The sequence below is a fragment of the Pantoea sp. AG702 genome, from assembly GCF_003182295.1.
Lineage (GTDB): Bacteria > Pseudomonadota > Gammaproteobacteria > Enterobacterales > Enterobacteriaceae > Pantoea > Pantoea ananatis.
In genome coordinates, this window is sequence record NZ_QGTU01000001.1 from 1197049 (window position 1) to 1214454 (window position 17406).

Below are 17406 nucleotides of genomic sequence, written 5' to 3' on the forward strand. Positions count from 1 at the left end.
AACTGATAAGCGACGTTTTATACCATTTTTCCGGCCACGATGCGCGACCGACGCCCGCAGGCGTTTGCAATGGATGACAATGGCATCGGGAATATGTCAGGCTAGGCGTCCAAAAAATAAGGAGAAGATGATGAGCATTACGCGCATTGATCCCGAACATCGTATGTCCGAAGCGGTTGTTCATAACGACACGATTTATTATACCAGCGTGCCTGAAAACCTTGATGCGGATGCCGAAGCGCAAACCGCCAATGCGCTGGCGGTGATTGACGCCCTGCTTACACGCGTGGGCAGTGACAAAAGCAAAATCCTGGATGCCACCATTTTTTTGGTCGATAAAGCTGATTTTGCGGCAATGAACCGCGCCTGGGACGCCTGGGTTTCACCCGGCAATGCCCCGGTGCGCTGCACGGTTCAGGCAGCCTTAATGAATCCGAAGTATAAAGTCGAAATAAAAATTATCGCCGCGCGTTAACCCCGGTTCCGGGCGTCAGCCTTCGTCGTCTTCATCTTCGAAGCGCGCCCGAATCAGTTCTCCGGTGTGACTTTCACGAATTTCCTGCGCCACCAGGGTTATCGCCTCGCCGCTGGACATGCCCTCTGCCATTAACTGTTGAATGCGTTCTACCGCGCGTTGCTGCTGGTCGTGTGAAAGTGCGGGTAATCCTGTAATCATGTTTCACTCCTGCTTTAGGGCTGCCATTATTTCATGGGGAACAAACAGGTGCCAGTCAGGAAAAAATATGTCAGTCTAACGGCATTTCTGATGTCAGATTTTGTGCTCAATGAACGTTCAAACTCATAACCTACGTTATTCTCCTGACGCCCTTACGCACTATTTTTCCCGTATTGCGCATCTGCCATGGGCGATGCTGCTGTCGTCAGGGCACGCCGATCACAGCGATAACCGTTTTGATATCCTGACCGCCGATCCCCTTACCACACTGACGACGCGTGGCAGGATAACAGAAATTCGCCATGCACATGGCCATGAAAACAGTGAGGACGATCCTCTCTCTCTCGTGCAGCACTACTGCAACGCGTTGGGCATCCCCCCAACACGCCATCCGGATTTACCCTTTGTGGGCGGCGCGCTGGGGCTGTTTGGCTATGACCTGGGACGGCGCTTTGAGCAGTTACCTCAGATCGCCACCGCCGATCTGCAGACGCCGGATATGGCGGTGGGCATCTACAACTGGGCATTAATTGCCGATCATCATCGTCAGACATTGACCCTGGTTGCTGTAGAGGATGTTGCGCAGCGGCTCAGTTGGCTGGAAGGCTGGCCCACACGCGAAAGCGCGCCGTTTTCACTGACCAGCGAATGGTCCGCTAACCTCAGCGTTGATGACTACGCGGAACGTTTTCGCAAGGTCCAGGCCTATATCCAGGCGGGTGACTGCTACCAGGTCAACCTGTCACAGCGCTTCAAGGCCGGTTATCAGGGTGACGAATGGCGTGCGTTCTGCTTGCTGAATCAGGCTAATCGCGCGCCTTTCAGCGCTTTTTTACGCCTGCCGGATAGCGCCATTCTCAGCCTTTCCCCCGAGCGCTTTATGGCGCTGGATCAACACGTCATTACGACCCGCCCGATTAAAGGTACGCGACCGCGTGACAGCGATCCGGTGCAGGACGCCGCCCAGGCCGAAAGTCTGCGGACGTCCGCCAAAGACCGGGCAGAGAATCTGATGATTGTCGATCTGCTGCGTAATGATATAGGCCGGGTCGCCGTGGCCGGTTCCGTAAGCGTACCCGAACTGTTTGTGGTGGAGCCCTTTCCGGCAGTGCATCATCTGGTCAGCACCGTTCGCGCCACGCTGCCCGAAAATCTGCAGGCCTGCGATCTGTTACGCGCCTGCTTTCCCGGCGGTTCGATCACGGGTGCGCCGAAAATTCGTGCAATGGAAATTATCGATGAACTGGAACCGCAACGCCGTAACGCCTGGTGTGGCAGCATCGGATATCTGAGTGTGTGTGGTCGTATGGACACCAGTATTACGATTCGTACGTTGATTGCCGAAGATCATCACCTCTACTGTTCGGCTGGCGGCGGTTTAGTGGCCGACAGCGAGCTGGAATCGGAATATCAGGAAACCCTGGATAAGGTCAGCCGCATTTTGCCCGCGCTGGAAAAAGGGGCCTGAATGGCGTTGACCCTGGCGGATTTCCGCACCCGCTTTCTGCTGCAGCCCCCTCAGCAACCTACGCAGCCGCTTTCTGGGCGCCATGCGGCGGTGTTAATTCCCATTGTTGCACGTCAGCAGCCCGGTCTTCTGCTGACCCAGCGTTCACACGGGCTGCGTAAGCACGCCGGTCAGGTGGCTTTTCCCGGTGGCATGCAGGACCCCGAAGATGGTTCGCTGGTCGCTACCGCTTTGCGGGAGGCGCAGGAAGAGGTGGGCATTTCACCCGCTCAGGTGGAGGTTTTGGGCTGCCTGCCTGCGGTGACCAGCAGCACAGGATTTCAGGTCACGCCTGTGTTAGGCATCATCCCGGACCGCCTCGCGCTGCGCATCAACCCCGATGAAGTGGTGAGTACTTTTGAAATGCCCCTGACCGAAGCGTTGCGCCTCAGCCGCTACGCAGAGCTTGACTACTATCGCGCCGGTATTCGCCATCCTGTGTGGCTGTCGCGCTATCAGGATTACCTGGTCTGGGGCATGACAGCAGGCATTATTCGATCACTGAGTCAGCAAATTGCGTTTTAGTTGACGCAGCTTTCATTTTTAAGCCTGTTTACGGGCTTCCGCGCGATCTCACACTATAATTTTTTTTCGTGGTTTTAATTAGTTTATTTCATGCGAAAAGCAGCGCGTTCATCCTGCTTCGCCGTTTACTATTAGCGCCATAAACTGCCACGGCAGGGTAAGTTTTTTTTGTGAGGAGTGTCACCCATGATTTCGGTTTTTGACATGTTTAAAGTGGGCATTGGCCCATCCAGTTCTCATACGGTCGGTCCGATGAAAGCGGGTAAGCAGTTTGTGGATCTGTTGTCTGAACAGGGCAAACTGCATGAGGTGACACGCATCGCCGTCGATGTCTATGGTTCCCTGTCATTGACCGGTAAAGGTCACCATACCGATATCGCTATCATCATGGGCCTGGCGGGTGAGTCACCTGACAGCGTAGACATTGATTCCATTCCTGCCTTTATCAAAGACGTGCAGCAGCGGGAACGTCTGCTGGTTGCGAAAGGCGCGCATGAAGTCGATTTTCCTCGCGAAGGCGGCATGGTCTTCCGCAGCGAGAACCTTTCTCTGCATGAAAATGGCCTGCGCCTGCTGGCGTTTTCGGGCGATCTGCTGGTGTTGTCAAAGACCTATTACTCCGTTGGCGGCGGCTTCATTGTCGATGAAGAGCATTTTGGTCAGTCTGCGCTGGATGAAGTTTCGGTTCCCTGGCCTTTCCACTCGGCAAAAGAGTTGTTGTCGCACTGCCGTGAAACCGGGCTTTCCCTGTCAGGGCTGGTGATGAAAAATGAACTGGCACTGCATTCGCGTGACGACATTAACGCCTATTTCGCAACAATCTGGCAAACCATGCAGGCCTGTATCGATCGCGGCCTGAATACCGAAGGCGTGCTGCCCGGTCCCTTGCGCGTGCCGCGCCGCGCCGCGTCACTGCGCCGCCTGCTGATCTCCTCTGCCAAGCACTCTAACGATCCCATGGTCGTCATTGACTGGATTAACATGTTTGCCCTGGCGGTAAATGAAGAGAATGCCGCCGGGGGGCGCGTGGTCACCGCACCAACCAACGGTGCCTGCGGCATCGTGCCAGCCGTGCTGGCCTACTACGACCACTTTATCGAACCGGTCACGCCCGATATCTATATTCGCTATTTTCTCGCCTCCGGCGCGATCGGCATTCTTTATAAAATGAATGCCTCTATCTCCGGTGCCGAAGTGGGCTGTCAGGGCGAAGTGGGCGTTGCCTGTTCTATGGCTGCAGCGGGTCTGGCGGAACTGTTAGGTGCCAGTCCAGAGCAGGTCTGTGTCGCTGCGGAGATCGGCATGGAGCACAATCTGGGTCTGACCTGCGATCCCGTGGCGGGTCAGGTCCAGGTGCCCTGCATTGAACGTAATGCCATTGCCTCCGTGAAGGCCATCAACGCTGCACGTATGGCCCTGCGCCGCACCAGCGAGCCGCGCGTTTCGCTGGATAAGGTCATTGAAACCATGTACGAGACAGGAAAAGACATGAATGCCAAATATCGCGAGACCTCCCGCGGCGGACTGGCGATAAAAGTTCAGTGTGACTAATATTTTTTGAGATTTGTTTCTAACTTTCTGCTTTTTAACCAGTGCATTAGTCAGCCCTGCCTGCTATAAATATTAACAATGTTAAAGCGACCTTCGGGTCGCTCTCCTTTTTTTATGACCTTTCATTTTACGCTCAGGTCCTAAATTTGCTTCGGGCCGTGCCGATAACAACCCAGCTATATCTATTTTCTGGTTTTGGGAAGGTGATTCTTGATGTTCATGGCCCAGCAATATGTTGGACAATACAGACGTAAGCGATTGCTTATTGCGCTGGTGATTGCTTCGATTGTTCTTACATTAACGCTGGCTTTTCGCTATTTTGAAGAAAAATCACGTATTCAAAAGCGAGCAATCAGCTTTGCCGACACGGCGATCACGCGTTTCGATCGCATGTTTTCACCTCTCGACGTCTCAGCGAACAACATGCTGGGCCTGGTGGGTATGCCCTGCCAGGATGCCCGTTTTCCATTAATTGAAAAGATTTCGTCACTACAAACGGTGCGCGCTGTTCTGTTGGTCGATGGGGACACGCTCTACTGTTCCAGTATTTTTGGCACCCGGGACATCTCATTTAGTCAGACCTACCCCGAACTGGCCCTTAACGATCGGCGCATGGTGTTATCCACGGATGAGTATCTGCTTAAAGGTTCACCCGTTTTATTACTGTGGACGCCAACGACGCTGGATAATCGTTCTGGCATTCTTCAGGCCATTAATATTGAATTAATGAGCAGCTACCTGCTGGAGCCGCAGGCGCCCTGGGTTGAACGGGCCATTTTTAACGTCAACGGTAAAAGCCTGGAATACGGTAATCCGTTGATTGAGTCCACGCAGCCTTCTGAAGATGAAGTCACCTATACCGAGGCCTCACTGCGTTATCCTTACACCGTGACGCTCTATGGTCCGTCACCTTCCCGCCTGGCGCTGGAATCTTTACCCTCGCAGTTGCCGCTGGCGCTGATGCTGAGTTTACTGATTGGCTACGTGGTCTGGCTGGCGACCGCCAATCGTATGAGTCTGAGCTGGCAGATTAGTTACGGCATTACGGCCAGGGAGTTTATGGTTTACTGCCAGCCGTTGATCAATGCCCGTACGTCTGAGTGTGAAGGCATTGAGCTACTGTTGCGTTGGCACAATCCTCGGCAGGGCTGGATTCCGCCTGACGTCTTTATCCCTCTTGTTGAGCGTCAGAACCTGATTAAGCCGTTAACCCGCTTTGTACTGAACCGCGTTGTCGAAGCCTTACCCGACCTTCCGCATAGCCCTCATTTTCACATTGCCATTAACGTGGCTGCCAGCCACTTCCGCGACCGCGCCATTCTGGAAGACCTGCAAACGCTTTGGTGGCCCGCCGAGCCCGTTCCCACGCTGGTTGTTGAATTAACCGAACGTGATGCGCTGCCCGTCGTCGATCAGGCCGTAATTTCTCAACTGCACGACATTGGGGTGCGTCTGGCGATTGATGATTTCGGCACCGGGCACAGCTCGTTGTCCTACCTGAAAGATTTGCAGCCGGACGTGTTAAAGCTGGATAAAATTTTTACCGCGTCAATTGGCACAGATGCCATCAACGCCATCGTGACGGATATGGTGATTTCTCTGGCACAGCGCCTGAACATCAGTCTGGTTGCGGAAGGCGTTGAAACCGAGGAACAGGCCCACTATCTGAGGGATCGGGGCGTGGAACATTTACAGGGCTATTACTTTGCCCGCCCCATGCCGCTGGAGGACTTCCCGGAATGGTTGCGTCAGCACCAGCTTACCCTCGGCCTGTAATGCGATAAAAGTGTGCCATCGCATTATTCCGCGCAAAAAAAACGCATCACTCCGTGATGCGTTTTATCTTCAGGTGTGGCCTTAACCTTCTTCTTCGTCGTCGTCACGCTGATCTTTTGTTACCCGGACCAGATCAATGCGGTACTCCGTCGCGTCAATAATCTGGAAGTGCAGCGGTTCGATATCGATCACGTCGCCGGGCTTAGGTAACTGCCCTTTTTGCGCAATCAACAAGCCAGCCAGCGAAGCATGATCTTCCTCCGGCTTCACCAGCTCATGGAAGTCCAGAAGCTGCTGCAGAGAATGCAGGTCAGTGCCGCCTTTTACTAACCAGCCGTCGCCATCCATGATGATATCCGGCGTTTCATCTTCATCCGGGAATTCACCGGCAATCGCTTCCAGCACGTCCAGCGGCGTAATTAAGCCCTGCACCACACCAAACTCGTTAGTCACAATCACGAAGCTACCTTTGGCACGACGCAGCACGCCGAGCAGGTTAATCGGGTCAAGCGTTTCCGGCACAATAATCGTCGGTGTGCTGGCGGCAAAGGTCGCGACGTCAACGCCGTGATCCAGCGCCACCAGCAGCTCTTTGGCTCTGACCACGCCGATGATCTCATCCAGTTCCCCCCGACACACCGGGAACAGGCTGTGCGGCGTATCCAGAAGTTGAATACGAATTTCATCCACAGGACGGTTGGCATCCACCCACGAGATATCGCCGCGCGGTGTCATAATGCTGCGGATGGAACGTGACGCCAGCGTCAGTACGCCGTTAATCATGTAGCGCTCTTCATCTTTAAACGCTTCCTGCGGCATCGCGACGGCAATCGCCTGCTCTTCAGTGCTCGCAGGTGCGCTCTGCACCCGGTTACGTCCCCCCATCAACCGCAGAATGGCCTCGGCGGTGCGCTCACGCATCGGACGATGGGACTGATGACGAATGAAGTTGCGACGGGCAATCTGATTGAACAACTCGATAAGAATCGAGAAACCAATCGCCGCATACAGATAGCCTTTCGGAATATGAAAGCCAAAGCCTTCAGCCACCAGTGACAGGCCGATCATCAACAGGAAACTCAGACACAGCACCACAACAGTAGGATGCGCGTTAACGAATTTGGTTAGCGGCTTGGAAGCCAGCAGCATCACCACCATCGCAATCACGACCGCAGTCATCATGACCGGCAGGTTATTCACCATCCCTACCGCAGTTATCACGGCATCCAGTGAGAAGACCGCATCCAGTATGACAATCTGGGTCACCACCGCCCAAAAGCTGGCGTAGCTACGGTTACCGCTGTTTTCCAGCTGACGGTTTTCCAGCCGCTCATGCAGTTCCATGGTGGCCTTAAACAACAGGAATATCCCGCCCGCCAGCAAAATCAGATCGCGTCCGGCAAAGCTAAAATCCCCCACGCTGAACAGAGGGCGCGTCAGGGTTACCATCCAGGAGATAAGTGACAACAGCCCCAGGCGCATCACCAGTGCCAGAGAAAGACCAATTAATCGCGCTTTATCACGCTGCTTAGGAGGCAACTTATCCGCAAGAATGGCAATAAAGACCAGGTTATCAATGCCGAGTACGATTTCCAGCACGATGAGCGTGAGCAATCCCGCCCAAATTGAGGGGTCGAACAGAAATTCCATTAGTGACTCCAGAAAAAGGATGTGATTACGCTAACGCATGCCCGCGTCGAAGGACGTGACAGAGAGAAGCCCGGAAAAGCAGAGAAAACGCGGTCTGGCGTAAATTGGCGCGCTGAAGAGCGCAAAGACAAGGTTAAGCAACGTCGGTGACGATCCATAAGGGTGGGCTGCTGCCCGCTACTCCTGAATAATAAACAGATCGCTAATGTATCAGTTCGTACCACGAGGTCAAAAAATTTTCCTGTTTTTACATTTTCGCCAGACGGCATTGAGTAACATAAAAACTCAACTTCCCTCTTTCATGCTGCAAATAACCAACCAATGTCACAAAATTTATTTTTTCGGACACTAAAATAAATCCGGCATCACGTAGTGAGTTAGTTATCCCTGCAATGTTGAAGTCAGGTTAAATCACATTAACAAGATTTGGATATTGTTAACGCGATAATTCTTAACGGTTCCTCAGATTCTGAGGAACTAACAAGCGAACGGAGGTAGCACGTGACCATTGCTCTTGTAATTGGTACACACGGCTGGGCAGCGGAGCAGCTGCTAAAAACGGCAGAGATGCTTTTAGGCGAACAGGAAAATGTGGGATGGATTGATTTTGTCCCGGGAGAAAACGCGGACACGCTGATTGAGAAATATCAGGCAAGACTAACAGAACTGGACACCTCGCAGGGCGTGCTTTTTCTGGTTGATACCTGGGGCGGCAGCCCTTTCAATGCAGCCAGCCGGCTGGTCGTTGATAAAACACATTATGAGGTGGTCGCCGGGGTAAACATTCCCATGTTGGTGGAAACCCTGATGGCGCGGGATGATAACCCCTCTTTTGACGAGCTGGTGGCCATTGCGGTAGAAACCGGTCGCGAAGGCGTCAGAGCCTTAAAAGCACAACCTGAAGAAAAACCCGCAGCGGTTGCCGCCTCGCTCTCCGCCCCGGCCAGCGCCCCGCATGCCAGTCGCCCTCTCACCCCCGACGACCATATGAATATTTGCCTGGCGCGCATCGACGACCGCCTGATTCATGGGCAGGTCGCTACACGCTGGACCAAGGAAACCAACGTCAGCCGCATCATCGTTGTCAGCGATGAAGTGGCCAACGACAACGTGCGCAAAACGCTGTTAACCCAGGTGGCACCGCCGGGCGTCACCGCGCATGTGGTGGGCGTCGATAAGATGGTGCGCGTCTGGAATAACCCCAAATATGCCCGGGATCGGGTCATGTTGCTGTTTACCAACCCGACGGATGTCCTGCGGATTGTTGAGCAAGGGGTTGATATCAAGAGCGTTAACATTGGCGGCATGGCTTTTCGCCAGGGTAAAACCCAGGTCAACAATGCCGTCTCGGTCGATGAAAAAGATATCGCCGCATTTCGCCAGCTTAACGCGCGCAACATCGAACTTGAGGTGCGTAAAGTTTCGGGCGATCCAAAACTAAAAATGATGGATCTGGTGGCAAAGGTGAGCGCATAACGCGCCAGCCGTCTTTTTCTATCCTGTAGAGGACAAGCAGTATGATGGAAATAACCACACTTCAAATTGTATTAATCTTTATCATTGCCTGTATTGCCGGGATGGGTTCGATCCTGGATGAGTTCCAGTTTCACCGTCCGTTAGTCGCCTGTACGCTGATTGGCATTGTGCTGGGTGATATGAAAACGGGCATCATCATCGGCGGTACGCTGGAGATGATTGCGCTGGGCTGGATGAACATCGGTGCTGCGGTTGCCCCGGACGCTGCGCTGGCCTCGATTATCTCCACCATTCTGGTTATTGCCGGTGGACAGAGCGTCGGTGCCGGTATCGCCCTGGCTATTCCGCTGGCGGCAGCCGGTCAGGTGCTGACTATCATCGTGCGTACGCTGACCGTAGCCTTCCAGCATGCCGCTGACAAAGCGGCGGAGAAAGGCAACCTCACGGCCATCTCATGGATCCACGTTTCCGCCTTACTGCTTCAGGCCATGCGCATCGCGATTCCGGCGCTGATTGTGGCTATCTCGGTAGGAACGGATGCGGTTCACTCCCTGCTCAGCTCTATTCCGGAGGTGGTCACCAACGGCCTGAACATCGCGGGTGGCATGATCGTGGTGGTGGGTTATGCCATGGTTATTAACATGATGCGCGCAGGCTACCTGATGCCGTTCTTCTATCTGGGTTTCGTTACTGCCGCGTTTACCAGCTTTAACCTGGTGGCACTGGGCGTGATTGGCGTGGTGATGGCGGTGCTCTATATCCAGCTCAGCCCGAAATATAACCGCGCAGCCGGTGCGCCTGCGGCATCACCGTCAGCTAACGACCTCGACAACGAACTCGATTAAGGAACAGGTGACAACATGGTTGATATAACAAAAGTCGAAAAGAAACTGACGCCGGGTGACGTACGCGCTGTGTTTTTACGCTCAAACCTCTTTCAGGGCTCCTGGAACTTTGAACGTATGCAGGCGCTGGGGTTCTGTTTCTCAATGGTGCCGGTCATTCGCCGTCTTTATCCTGAAAACAATGACGATCGTAAGCAGGCGATCAAACGCCATCTGGAGTTTTTTAATACACATCCTTACGTCGCCGCGCCTGTGCTGGGCGTGACGATGGCAATGGAAGAGCAGCGCGCCAACGGTGCCGCGATTGATGACGGTGCCATCAACGGCATCAAAGTGGGCCTGATGGGCCCGCTGGCTGGCGTTGGTGACCCGATTTTCTGGGGAACCGTTCGTCCCGTGTTTGCGGCATTAGGCGCGGGGATTGCAATGAGCGGCAGTCTGCTCGGTCCGCTGCTGTTCTTTATCCTGTTTAACCTGGCGCGTCTGTTAACCCGTTATTACGGCGTCGCTTATGGTTACCGTAAGGGGATTGATATCGTCAGCGATATGGGCGGTGGCTTCCTGCAAAAACTGACCGAGGGGGCATCCATACTCGGCCTGTTTGTCATGGGGGCGCTGGTCAATAAGTGGACGCACGTCAACATTCCGTTGGTGGTTTCACGCATCACCGATCAAACCGGAAAAACCACGGTGACAACCGTGCAGTCGATTCTGGATCAGCTGATGCCGGGGATCGTACCGCTCCTGCTGACCTTCGCCTGTATGTGGCTGCTGCGCCGTAAGGTCAATGCCCTGTGGATCATTGTGGGCTTTTTTGCTATCGGTATTTTTGGCTACTGGATTGGTTTGCTCGGGCTGTAACCGGCATCACATCGGGAGCCGCGGCTCCCGATGTTTTCAGATTGTGGTCGCGTGACTCACGCCCGGCTTTAATCAGTAAAGGAAGAAGAATGTCATTGACCGACATCGTCATCGCCCTCTGCATCGCTGCCCTTCTGTTATTGGCTATTTACGTTGAAGCCGTGCTGCCACGTCGTCATGGCCCTGCGCTTTTACGTGTCCCGCTCCAACGCCAACACAAAGCAGACAGCCTCATTTTTATTGGCTTACTGCTCATTCTGTTGTGGAACAATCTGACCCATCAGGGGCCGAAACTCACGACCACGCTTTTGATGGTGCTGTGCTTTTTATCGTTCTGGCTTTTCTGGGTGCGCCGCCCCAAATTGCTGATGAAAAGTCAGGGGCTGTTTTATGCCGGCAGATGGACAACGTATCCACAGATACAGAGCATCAATCTTTCCGAGGACGGTATTTTGGTGATGCAGCTTGAGCAGCGGCGGTTGCTTATCGCCGTGCAACAGCTTGACGATCTGGAACGCATTTACCAGACCCTGGTGGAGGCACGCTAATCGCGTTGCCACAGGGTGATCATAAAGTCTGCGTCGCAGGGAAACTGCGTACTTTCCGCTAAGCTCTGCCACACATCAGGTCGCGCGCGCCAGGCAAAGGGCGTCATCTGCAACAAGGTGGTGGCAGACTGCCCGCTCAACGCCATTGGATACGTTAAACGATGCTGGGCGAGTTGACGAAATCCCTGGTAGCTTTTCTCTTCCGAGGCGTGGAGTTGAACGTCGCGGTATATCAGCGCCTTAAGCTGCTGAAGATGATGAGGCCCGGGCGTGACCGTGAGTAAAAAGCCTCCCGGTTTAATGACCCGGCTGAGCTCAGTCTCGTTACAGGGCGCATAAATGCGGACCACCGCATCCAGCGAAGCATCACCAAACGGCAGGCGGTGGCTTGATGCCACGCAAAATAAAACCTGGGCGTAACGCTTTGCCGCCAGCCTGACGGCCATCTTCGCCACATCCAGACCATAAACCTGGCCCTCAGGCGCGAGCTCGCTGGCCAGTGCGCCCGTGTAGTACCCTTCTCCACAGCCGATATCCAGAATCTGCGCAGCCGGTTGGTTAAGATGCTGGTTAAGGACGGCAACCACGTTGTCCCGCAATGGCTGGTAGTGACCGGCCTGCAGAAACGCACGTCGCGCCTGCATCATGTCTGCACTGTCGCCCGGTTCACGTGAACCTTTATGTTGAACGGGCAGCAAATTGACGTAGCCCTCTTTCGCCTGATCGAACTGATGGCGATTTTCACAGCGCCAGCTGCGGTCAGTCAGGGTCAGGGGGAAGTGACAAAGTGGGCAGTTCAAAGACATCAGGCGCTCCGGCAAAGATTAACGCGCGGAAGTGTACTTGACGGGAAACAATAGCGAAAGCGTAAAAAAAGCCTCGGCCAGTTGGCCAAGGCTTTAATATCTGAGACTGTGGTGCATGGCACCCGTCTGAGGCGAAATCAGATAGCAGTAACGTTAACCGCTGCTGGGCCTTTCTGGCCGTCCTGAATTTCGAACTCAACGTTTTGGCCTTCGGCCAGCGTTTTGAAGCCGTTGCCCTGAATAGCAGAGAAGTGTACGAATACATCTTTGCTACCGTCAGCTGGAGTGATAAAACCGAAGCCTTTAGACTCGTTGAACCACTTAACCTGACCTTTAATCTTTGCCATTTTACTAATTCCTTAAAGTGTTTATTTTGCCCGGAGGCTAACCTACAGATAAAACAGAGACATTACTGAATGAGGCACTGATTAAAGTTCGGCAAGGAAGCGGTATTCAACGTCAACGTCTTTACTCGTAACTTCTTTACTGAAGATGCCATACATAAACAGAACTGTACCTCGTTTAACCCACGAATTGTTATCACATATCCGCTAAATAATGGCAAGCCATTTTTATAAACACGGTCGGCGCTTTTCACATATTTGCAAGACAGCTCCCAGAGAATGTACTTTCTGGTACATAAGCCTGTGTACTGAACGCCACTAATAGTCACAACAACCCTATAATATAATGCTTTTCTGCCCAGACAGGGTGATATCTGACGCCGTCTAGGCCGTCCAGCCAGAGGGATAACATTAAAAAAATAACATTGCACTAATATGGCAAAGTTGCACCAAATAAAGGAGCCGATAAGTGAAGCGCGGGCAAACTATTGCAGCAGGCTTGTACAATAAATTCTATTTCGTACAAATATAAATTTTATTTCCAGTAAAATCATAAGTTGAGCGTTAACGCAATCACTTACAGCTTGCATGCAGGCGTTTTTTGAATTACGCCTGCCGGGGGCCGTGAAGGAATATTGATTTCAGCCAGAATCCCGTGGCGTCAGAAGGAAAGGTTATTACCTCTGACTACGCCTGGTCGATATAGCTCAGGCTGCGGCTCTCGCCTATCTGCCAGGGCGTAAAATGCCTGCTTGCTTCCCCACGTTGTTGTAAGACCCGCAGCAATTCTGCCGGGGGCGCATCGAGCGATTCATCAGCAAGTTCAAAGACGCCCCAGTGAACAGGGATCGTGAGAGGCTGCCCTATTGCATGCCAGAGCGACACCGCCTGTTGAGGATCCATATGTTGCCCCGCCATAAACCAGCGGGGTTCATAGGCACCGACGGGCAGCGCGGCAAGATTAAACGGCCCGAGACGCGCGGCAATGGCATGAAGGTTTTCAGTGTAGCCACTGTCCCCCGAGAACCAAAAGCGCAGCGACGCGGTGTGGATGACCCAGCCGCACCACAATGACCGGTTGCGGTCAGTTAACGTGCGCATACTCCAGTGGCGGGCCGGAACCGCATGAAACTGAATACCCTCGAAGGCTTTCTGCTGCCACCAGTCAAGCTGATGTACCTGCTTCACGCCACGGCGTTGACACCAGTCAGCCAGACCCAGCGGAACCACAAAAACCGCCTCTGGAAAGTGGCGTACGATCTGCTTGATGGTCGGCTTATCCAGATGATCGTAATGGCTGTGGGAGATCAACACGTAATCCAGATGTGGCAACTGGTCGATCGTCAGCGGCGAAGGGGTTTTGCGTTCCGGCCCCAGAAACGGCAATGGCGATGCCCGCCGGGAAAGTGCGGGGTCAATCAGAATATAGCGTTGATTCAGCCGCAACAGCAGCGCAGCATGGCCCAGCCACCAGATGCGATCGTCGTCACCGCTCAGGTCGGCGGGTTGCCACCACTGCGCCCTAAAACCATCATAGCCCTGCTGAGGCGGATGCGGTAATCCCTGCGCTTTACGTTCCTTACGCCAGCGCTTCAGGTCACCCTGTTGGCGCATATCAGGTTCAGGGTTGCGAAACCCCTCCGGCGTATGATGGGGTTTACTGCTGTCATACCAGGGATTTTTCCAGGCCATCCGGCCTCCATGCAGGATTTAACGTTCCGGGATCAGGCGAATAAAATCATTGCTTTCCGCCTGCTCTTCCGCTTTTTGCTCGGCGGCACCCGTTTGCCTCTCGATCAGCCGCTTAAGCAGCGCGTTTTGTTTCTTTTGCTCTTCTAACAGTGACGCCAGCAACGCAATCTGTTCATTTGCCCGAACGCTGGCGCGGTTAACATAGAACCATAGCATCAATGCCACAATCAGCACGATTCCCATCACGCCAAAGCTGACCACAGGACCCGCATTAGCGGCTAACTCATTCATAACTGCCTCAAGATACCAGGTGAAATCACAATAAAGGGGACGACCCGCCATTCTACCCTGTGGCGCAGTAAAAGATAATGGTGACGTAAATGATGTGTATCAATCTGCTTCTTTCAGTTATCTCTGATCGCATCCCTTTTAAAAGCGAGGCATGCTGCCCCTGTACATCATGTTAAGCAGCAGTCACTGGAACACTGCGTTGGGTATCATAAGGAGATACAATGAAACTGTTCATTCGGGCAATTGTTGTTGTGGGAATCATCTGGCTGGCCATGCTGTTTACCGGATATGGCGTGCTGGCCGGAAGTAACAAGAATGCCGCAGGTCTGGGCCTGAAGTGTAACTACCTGACCGCACGGGGCATGATCACGGCACAATATCTGCACACCGACAGCGGCGTCGTGGGCGTTACCGACTGCCCGCTGTTGAAAAAGAGTGGCGACGTGATTGATAACTGATCGCACTGAAGCGGGCCACGGCCCGCTTTTTCAGTTTAAAGGGTAATCGTGGTAACCAAGCTCAGCGGAAAGACGGCGTCCCGCCTCATGCAGCATTGCCACGTAAGTGTGCTTGTTCGATGCCGGGAAGCGCAGCGTAGGAAAAGAGATACTCAGCCCCGCGACGGCCACGCCGAAACGATCGAAAATGGGCACGGCGATGCAGCAAACGCCCTCTTCCTGCTCTTCATTATCCTCACCATAACCCTGCTTCCTGACCTGACTCAGGACGTCAATAAGCGCGCCGGCGTCAGAAAGCGTATTCGCGGTATTAATGGTAAAGGTTATCCGCTGCAAAATGTCGTTAATGTCTTCCCGACTGCGCCACGCCAGTAACACTTTACCCAGCGCGGTTGAGTGCAGCGGATTGCGGCGGCCAATACGTGACGACATGCGCAGGTTATACAGCGAATCGATCTTATGGACATAGACAATACTGTCCTCGTCCAGCGCGCCCAGATGGATCGTTTCTTTGGTTAACCGGGACAGTTCACGCATCTGCACATCGGCACTGCGGATCAGGTCAATGTTCTGCAGCGCTTTCGATCCCACCTCAAACAGTTTTAACGTCAGTGAGTATTTTTCGCTTTCCCCTTCCTGGGCGACATAGCCCAGTGATTTCATGGTTTGCAGGAAACGGTAAACGGTGCTTTTAGACATCATCAGCCGCTGAGCCAGTTCGGTAATGCCGTGATCGCGCTCTTCGCTTAAGGCCTGCAAAATGCCAAACACCTTTTGCACCGAAGAGACAGAATCAGGTTGTTTGTCCTTTGAATCAGGAACCATTGCTCACCTTGAATACGTGTTTCAAAAAAAACGGAACGGGGTTGCAGTATAGATTGCGGCGCCTCGCTCCGGCAAACTTTCAAGGTCTGTAACATCTGTAAAATATATTTTTCATTCCGGCGCGGTGCATTTTGTCCGCCAATTGATTAGCATGATGATATTCACACTCTTTAATATTAGCCTCTATGTCACTCTCTTCTTCTGACGGCGGACTTCCTGTGCCACAACGGTACTGGGCTATTCTGACAATCGCCATTGGCCTCATCATGGCGGTGTTAGACGGCTCAATTGCCAATGTGGCTCTCCCAACCATTTCACGTGAGCTGCAGGCCAGCCCGGCCCAGTCGGTCTGGGTCATTAACGCCTATCAGATCGCGATTGTGGCTTCACTGCTGTCGCTGTCCTTTTTAGGCGATATCGTTGGATACCGCCGCGTTTATCAGTTCGGCCTGGTGGTCTTTGCCGCGACATCGGTGTTCTGCGCGCTGTCATCCACGCTGACGATGCTGACCGTTGCGCGTGTCTTGCAGGGGCTTGGCGGTGCTGCGGTCATGAGCGTTAATACAGCGCTGATACGCATTATCTATCCTCCTCGCTATCTGGGTCGGGGCATTGCCATCAATGCACTGCTGGTGGCGATCTCAACCGCTGCCGGTCCCACCGTCGCGGCAGCCATTCTTTCTGTTGCCAGCTGGCGTTGGTTATTTCTGATTAACCTGCCGCTGGGTGCAGTGACACTCTGGTTGGCGTTGCGTTATCTGCCCGATAACCCACAACGGGCAAAAACCCAGAAGTTCGATATCACCAGTGCGGTGATGAATGCGCTTTTTTTCGGGCTGTTGATTTCGGCTCTGGGGGGATTTGCGCAGGGACAGCCCCACTGGCTGATCGCCAGCGAAATTGTGGTGATCATCCTGGTCGGTTATTTCTTTATCCGTCGTCAGTTAAGGATGGAGGTGCCGCTGCTGCCGGTTGACTTGCTGCGTATTCCCATTTTCGCACTGTCGATCTGCACTTCCGTCTGCTCTTTCTGTGCACAAATGCTGGCGATGGTCTCTCTGCCTTTTTATCTGCAAAGCGTACTGGGTCGCGATGAAGTCGCAACAGGCCTGCTGCTGACGCCCTGGCCTCTTGCTACCATGCTGCTTTCACCCATTGCGGGCCGCCTGATTGAGCGGGTCCATGCCGGTCTGCTCGGCGGCATTGGTCTGGCACTGTTTGCCAGCGGGCTGTTCCTGCTGGCCCGGCTGCCTGCCCAACCTGACGACATGGATATTATCTGGCGCATGATGCTGTGCGGAGCCGGTTTTGGCCTGTTTCAGTCGCCAAACAACCATACAATCGTCACTGCTGCGCCGCGCAACCGCAGCGGCGGTGCCAGCGGTATGTTAGGCACGGCGCGATTACTGGGCCAGAGCAGCGGCGCGGCGCTGGTCGCGCTGATGTTCAATCTGATGGGAAATGGCGGAACCCATGCCTCGCTGTTATTAGCGGGAGGATTCTCTACCGTCGCCGCCCTTCTCAGCCTGTCACGAATGAAAGCCTGAGTTCAGCGATAAAAAAAGGCGACGTTGC

18 protein-coding genes and 1 pseudogene are annotated in these 17406 nt (G+C 53.6%); 11 read left to right on the plus strand and 8 right to left on the minus strand.

Annotated elements, in window-relative coordinates:
- Window positions 1-130: 130 nt before the first annotated feature.
- Window positions 131-475 carry a RidA family protein gene (locus tag DFO57_RS05720; RefSeq protein WP_014605705.1) on the plus strand — a complete coding sequence of 115 codons (345 nt, stop codon included), beginning with the start codon at window positions 131-133 and terminating at the stop codon, window positions 473-475.
- Between the two features lie 15 nt (window positions 476-490).
- Here DFO57_RS05720 and DFO57_RS05725 read toward each other — a convergent pair whose 3' ends face one another.
- Window positions 491-676 (minus strand): YoaH family protein, encoded by a 186-nt coding sequence (locus DFO57_RS05725; protein WP_013026016.1) that lies wholly within the window; start codon window positions 674-676, stop codon window positions 491-493.
- A 109-nt stretch (window positions 677-785) separates the two neighbouring features.
- Here DFO57_RS05725 and pabB point away from each other — a divergent pair, with 109 nt between their 5' ends.
- From pabB to DFO57_RS05745, 4 genes are all read left to right on the plus strand, one after another.
- Complete coding sequence (gene pabB / locus DFO57_RS05730) at window positions 786-2144, plus strand: aminodeoxychorismate synthase component 1 (protein ID WP_072136833.1); 1359 nt, start codon at window positions 786-788, stop codon at window positions 2142-2144.
- Complete coding sequence (locus DFO57_RS05735; RefSeq protein ID WP_013026018.1) at window positions 2145-2708, plus strand: CoA pyrophosphatase; 564 nt, start codon at window positions 2145-2147, stop codon at window positions 2706-2708.
- A gap of 186 nt (window positions 2709-2894) precedes the next feature.
- Entirely contained in the window at window positions 2895-4259 is a 1365-nt protein-coding gene (locus DFO57_RS05740) for an L-serine ammonia-lyase (protein WP_110015166.1), read from the plus strand.
- 213 nt (window positions 4260-4472) lie between these two features.
- Window positions 4473-6035: an EAL domain-containing protein gene (locus tag DFO57_RS05745; protein WP_014593851.1), complete on the plus strand. Its 1563-nt coding sequence runs from the start codon at window positions 4473-4475 to the stop codon at window positions 6033-6035.
- Between the two features lie 81 nt (window positions 6036-6116).
- Here DFO57_RS05745 and DFO57_RS05750 read toward each other — a convergent pair whose 3' ends face one another.
- A complete protein-coding gene (locus DFO57_RS05750; RefSeq protein WP_014593852.1) occupies window positions 6117-7685 on the minus strand; it encodes a TerC family protein in 1569 nt (522 codons plus the stop codon).
- 501 nt (window positions 7686-8186) lie between these two features.
- Here DFO57_RS05750 and manX point away from each other — a divergent pair.
- The 4 genes from manX (at window position 8187) to DFO57_RS05770 (ending at window position 11415) form a co-directional block, all read left to right on the plus strand.
- Window positions 8187-9161, plus strand: coding sequence for a PTS mannose transporter subunit IIAB (gene manX / locus DFO57_RS05755; protein ID WP_110015167.1), 975 nt, complete (start codon window positions 8187-8189; stop codon window positions 9159-9161).
- Window positions 9162-9205: 44 nt separating this feature from the next.
- Window positions 9206-10006, plus strand: a complete 801-nt coding sequence (locus DFO57_RS05760) for a PTS mannose/fructose/sorbose transporter subunit IIC (RefSeq protein ID WP_026020938.1) — start codon at window positions 9206-9208, stop codon at window positions 10004-10006.
- A gap of 15 nt (window positions 10007-10021) precedes the next feature.
- Window positions 10022-10867: a PTS mannose transporter subunit IID gene (locus tag DFO57_RS05765; RefSeq protein ID WP_013026024.1), complete on the plus strand. Its 846-nt coding sequence runs from the start codon at window positions 10022-10024 to the stop codon at window positions 10865-10867.
- A gap of 89 nt (window positions 10868-10956) precedes the next feature.
- Entirely contained in the window at window positions 10957-11415 is a 459-nt protein-coding gene (locus DFO57_RS05770; protein ID WP_014593854.1) for a DUF986 family protein, read from the plus strand.
- Here the strand turns inward: DFO57_RS05770 and rlmA are convergent.
- The 5 genes and pseudogenes from rlmA to DFO57_RS05795 form a co-directional block, all read right to left on the minus strand.
- The gene (gene rlmA, locus DFO57_RS05775) at window positions 11412-12221 is read right to left on the minus strand and encodes a 23S rRNA (guanine(745)-N(1))-methyltransferase (RefSeq protein ID WP_022623239.1); all 810 of its coding nucleotides are present in this window, start codon (window positions 12219-12221) and stop codon (window positions 11412-11414) included. The two genes, DFO57_RS05770 and rlmA, sit on opposite strands and share 4 nt — an antisense overlap.
- 137 nt (window positions 12222-12358) lie before the next feature.
- Window positions 12359-12568, minus strand: a complete 210-nt coding sequence (gene cspE / locus DFO57_RS05780) for a transcription antiterminator/RNA stability regulator CspE (RefSeq protein WP_001062678.1) — start codon at window positions 12566-12568, stop codon at window positions 12359-12361.
- 37 nt (window positions 12569-12605) lie between these two features.
- Window positions 12606-12724, minus strand: a pseudogene (locus tag DFO57_RS05785) (DUF2627 domain-containing protein).
- Between the two features lie 528 nt (window positions 12725-13252).
- Entirely contained in the window at window positions 13253-14257 is a 1005-nt protein-coding gene (locus DFO57_RS05790; RefSeq protein ID WP_028715231.1) for an MBL fold metallo-hydrolase, read from the minus strand.
- Between the two features lie 18 nt (window positions 14258-14275).
- A complete protein-coding gene (locus DFO57_RS05795; RefSeq protein WP_044042541.1) occupies window positions 14276-14548 on the minus strand; it encodes a YebO family protein in 273 nt (90 codons plus the stop codon).
- A 221-nt stretch (window positions 14549-14769) separates the two neighbouring features.
- Between DFO57_RS05795 and DFO57_RS05800 the strand changes: the two genes are divergently transcribed.
- Window positions 14770-15006, plus strand: a complete 237-nt coding sequence (locus tag DFO57_RS05800; RefSeq protein WP_013026030.1) for a YobH family protein — start codon at window positions 14770-14772, stop codon at window positions 15004-15006.
- A gap of 30 nt (window positions 15007-15036) precedes the next feature.
- On the opposite strand, the gene kdgR is transcribed toward DFO57_RS05800, so the two are convergent.
- Window positions 15037-15831, minus strand: coding sequence for a DNA-binding transcriptional regulator KdgR (gene kdgR, locus DFO57_RS05805; RefSeq protein WP_013026031.1), 795 nt, complete (start codon window positions 15829-15831; stop codon window positions 15037-15039).
- 185 nt (window positions 15832-16016) lie between these two features.
- Between kdgR and DFO57_RS05810 the strand changes: the two genes are divergently transcribed.
- On the plus strand, window positions 16017-17378 hold the full coding sequence (locus DFO57_RS05810; protein WP_013026032.1) for an MFS transporter: 1362 nt from the start codon (window positions 16017-16019) through the stop codon (window positions 17376-17378).
- Window positions 17379-17406: the final 28 nt, after the last annotated feature.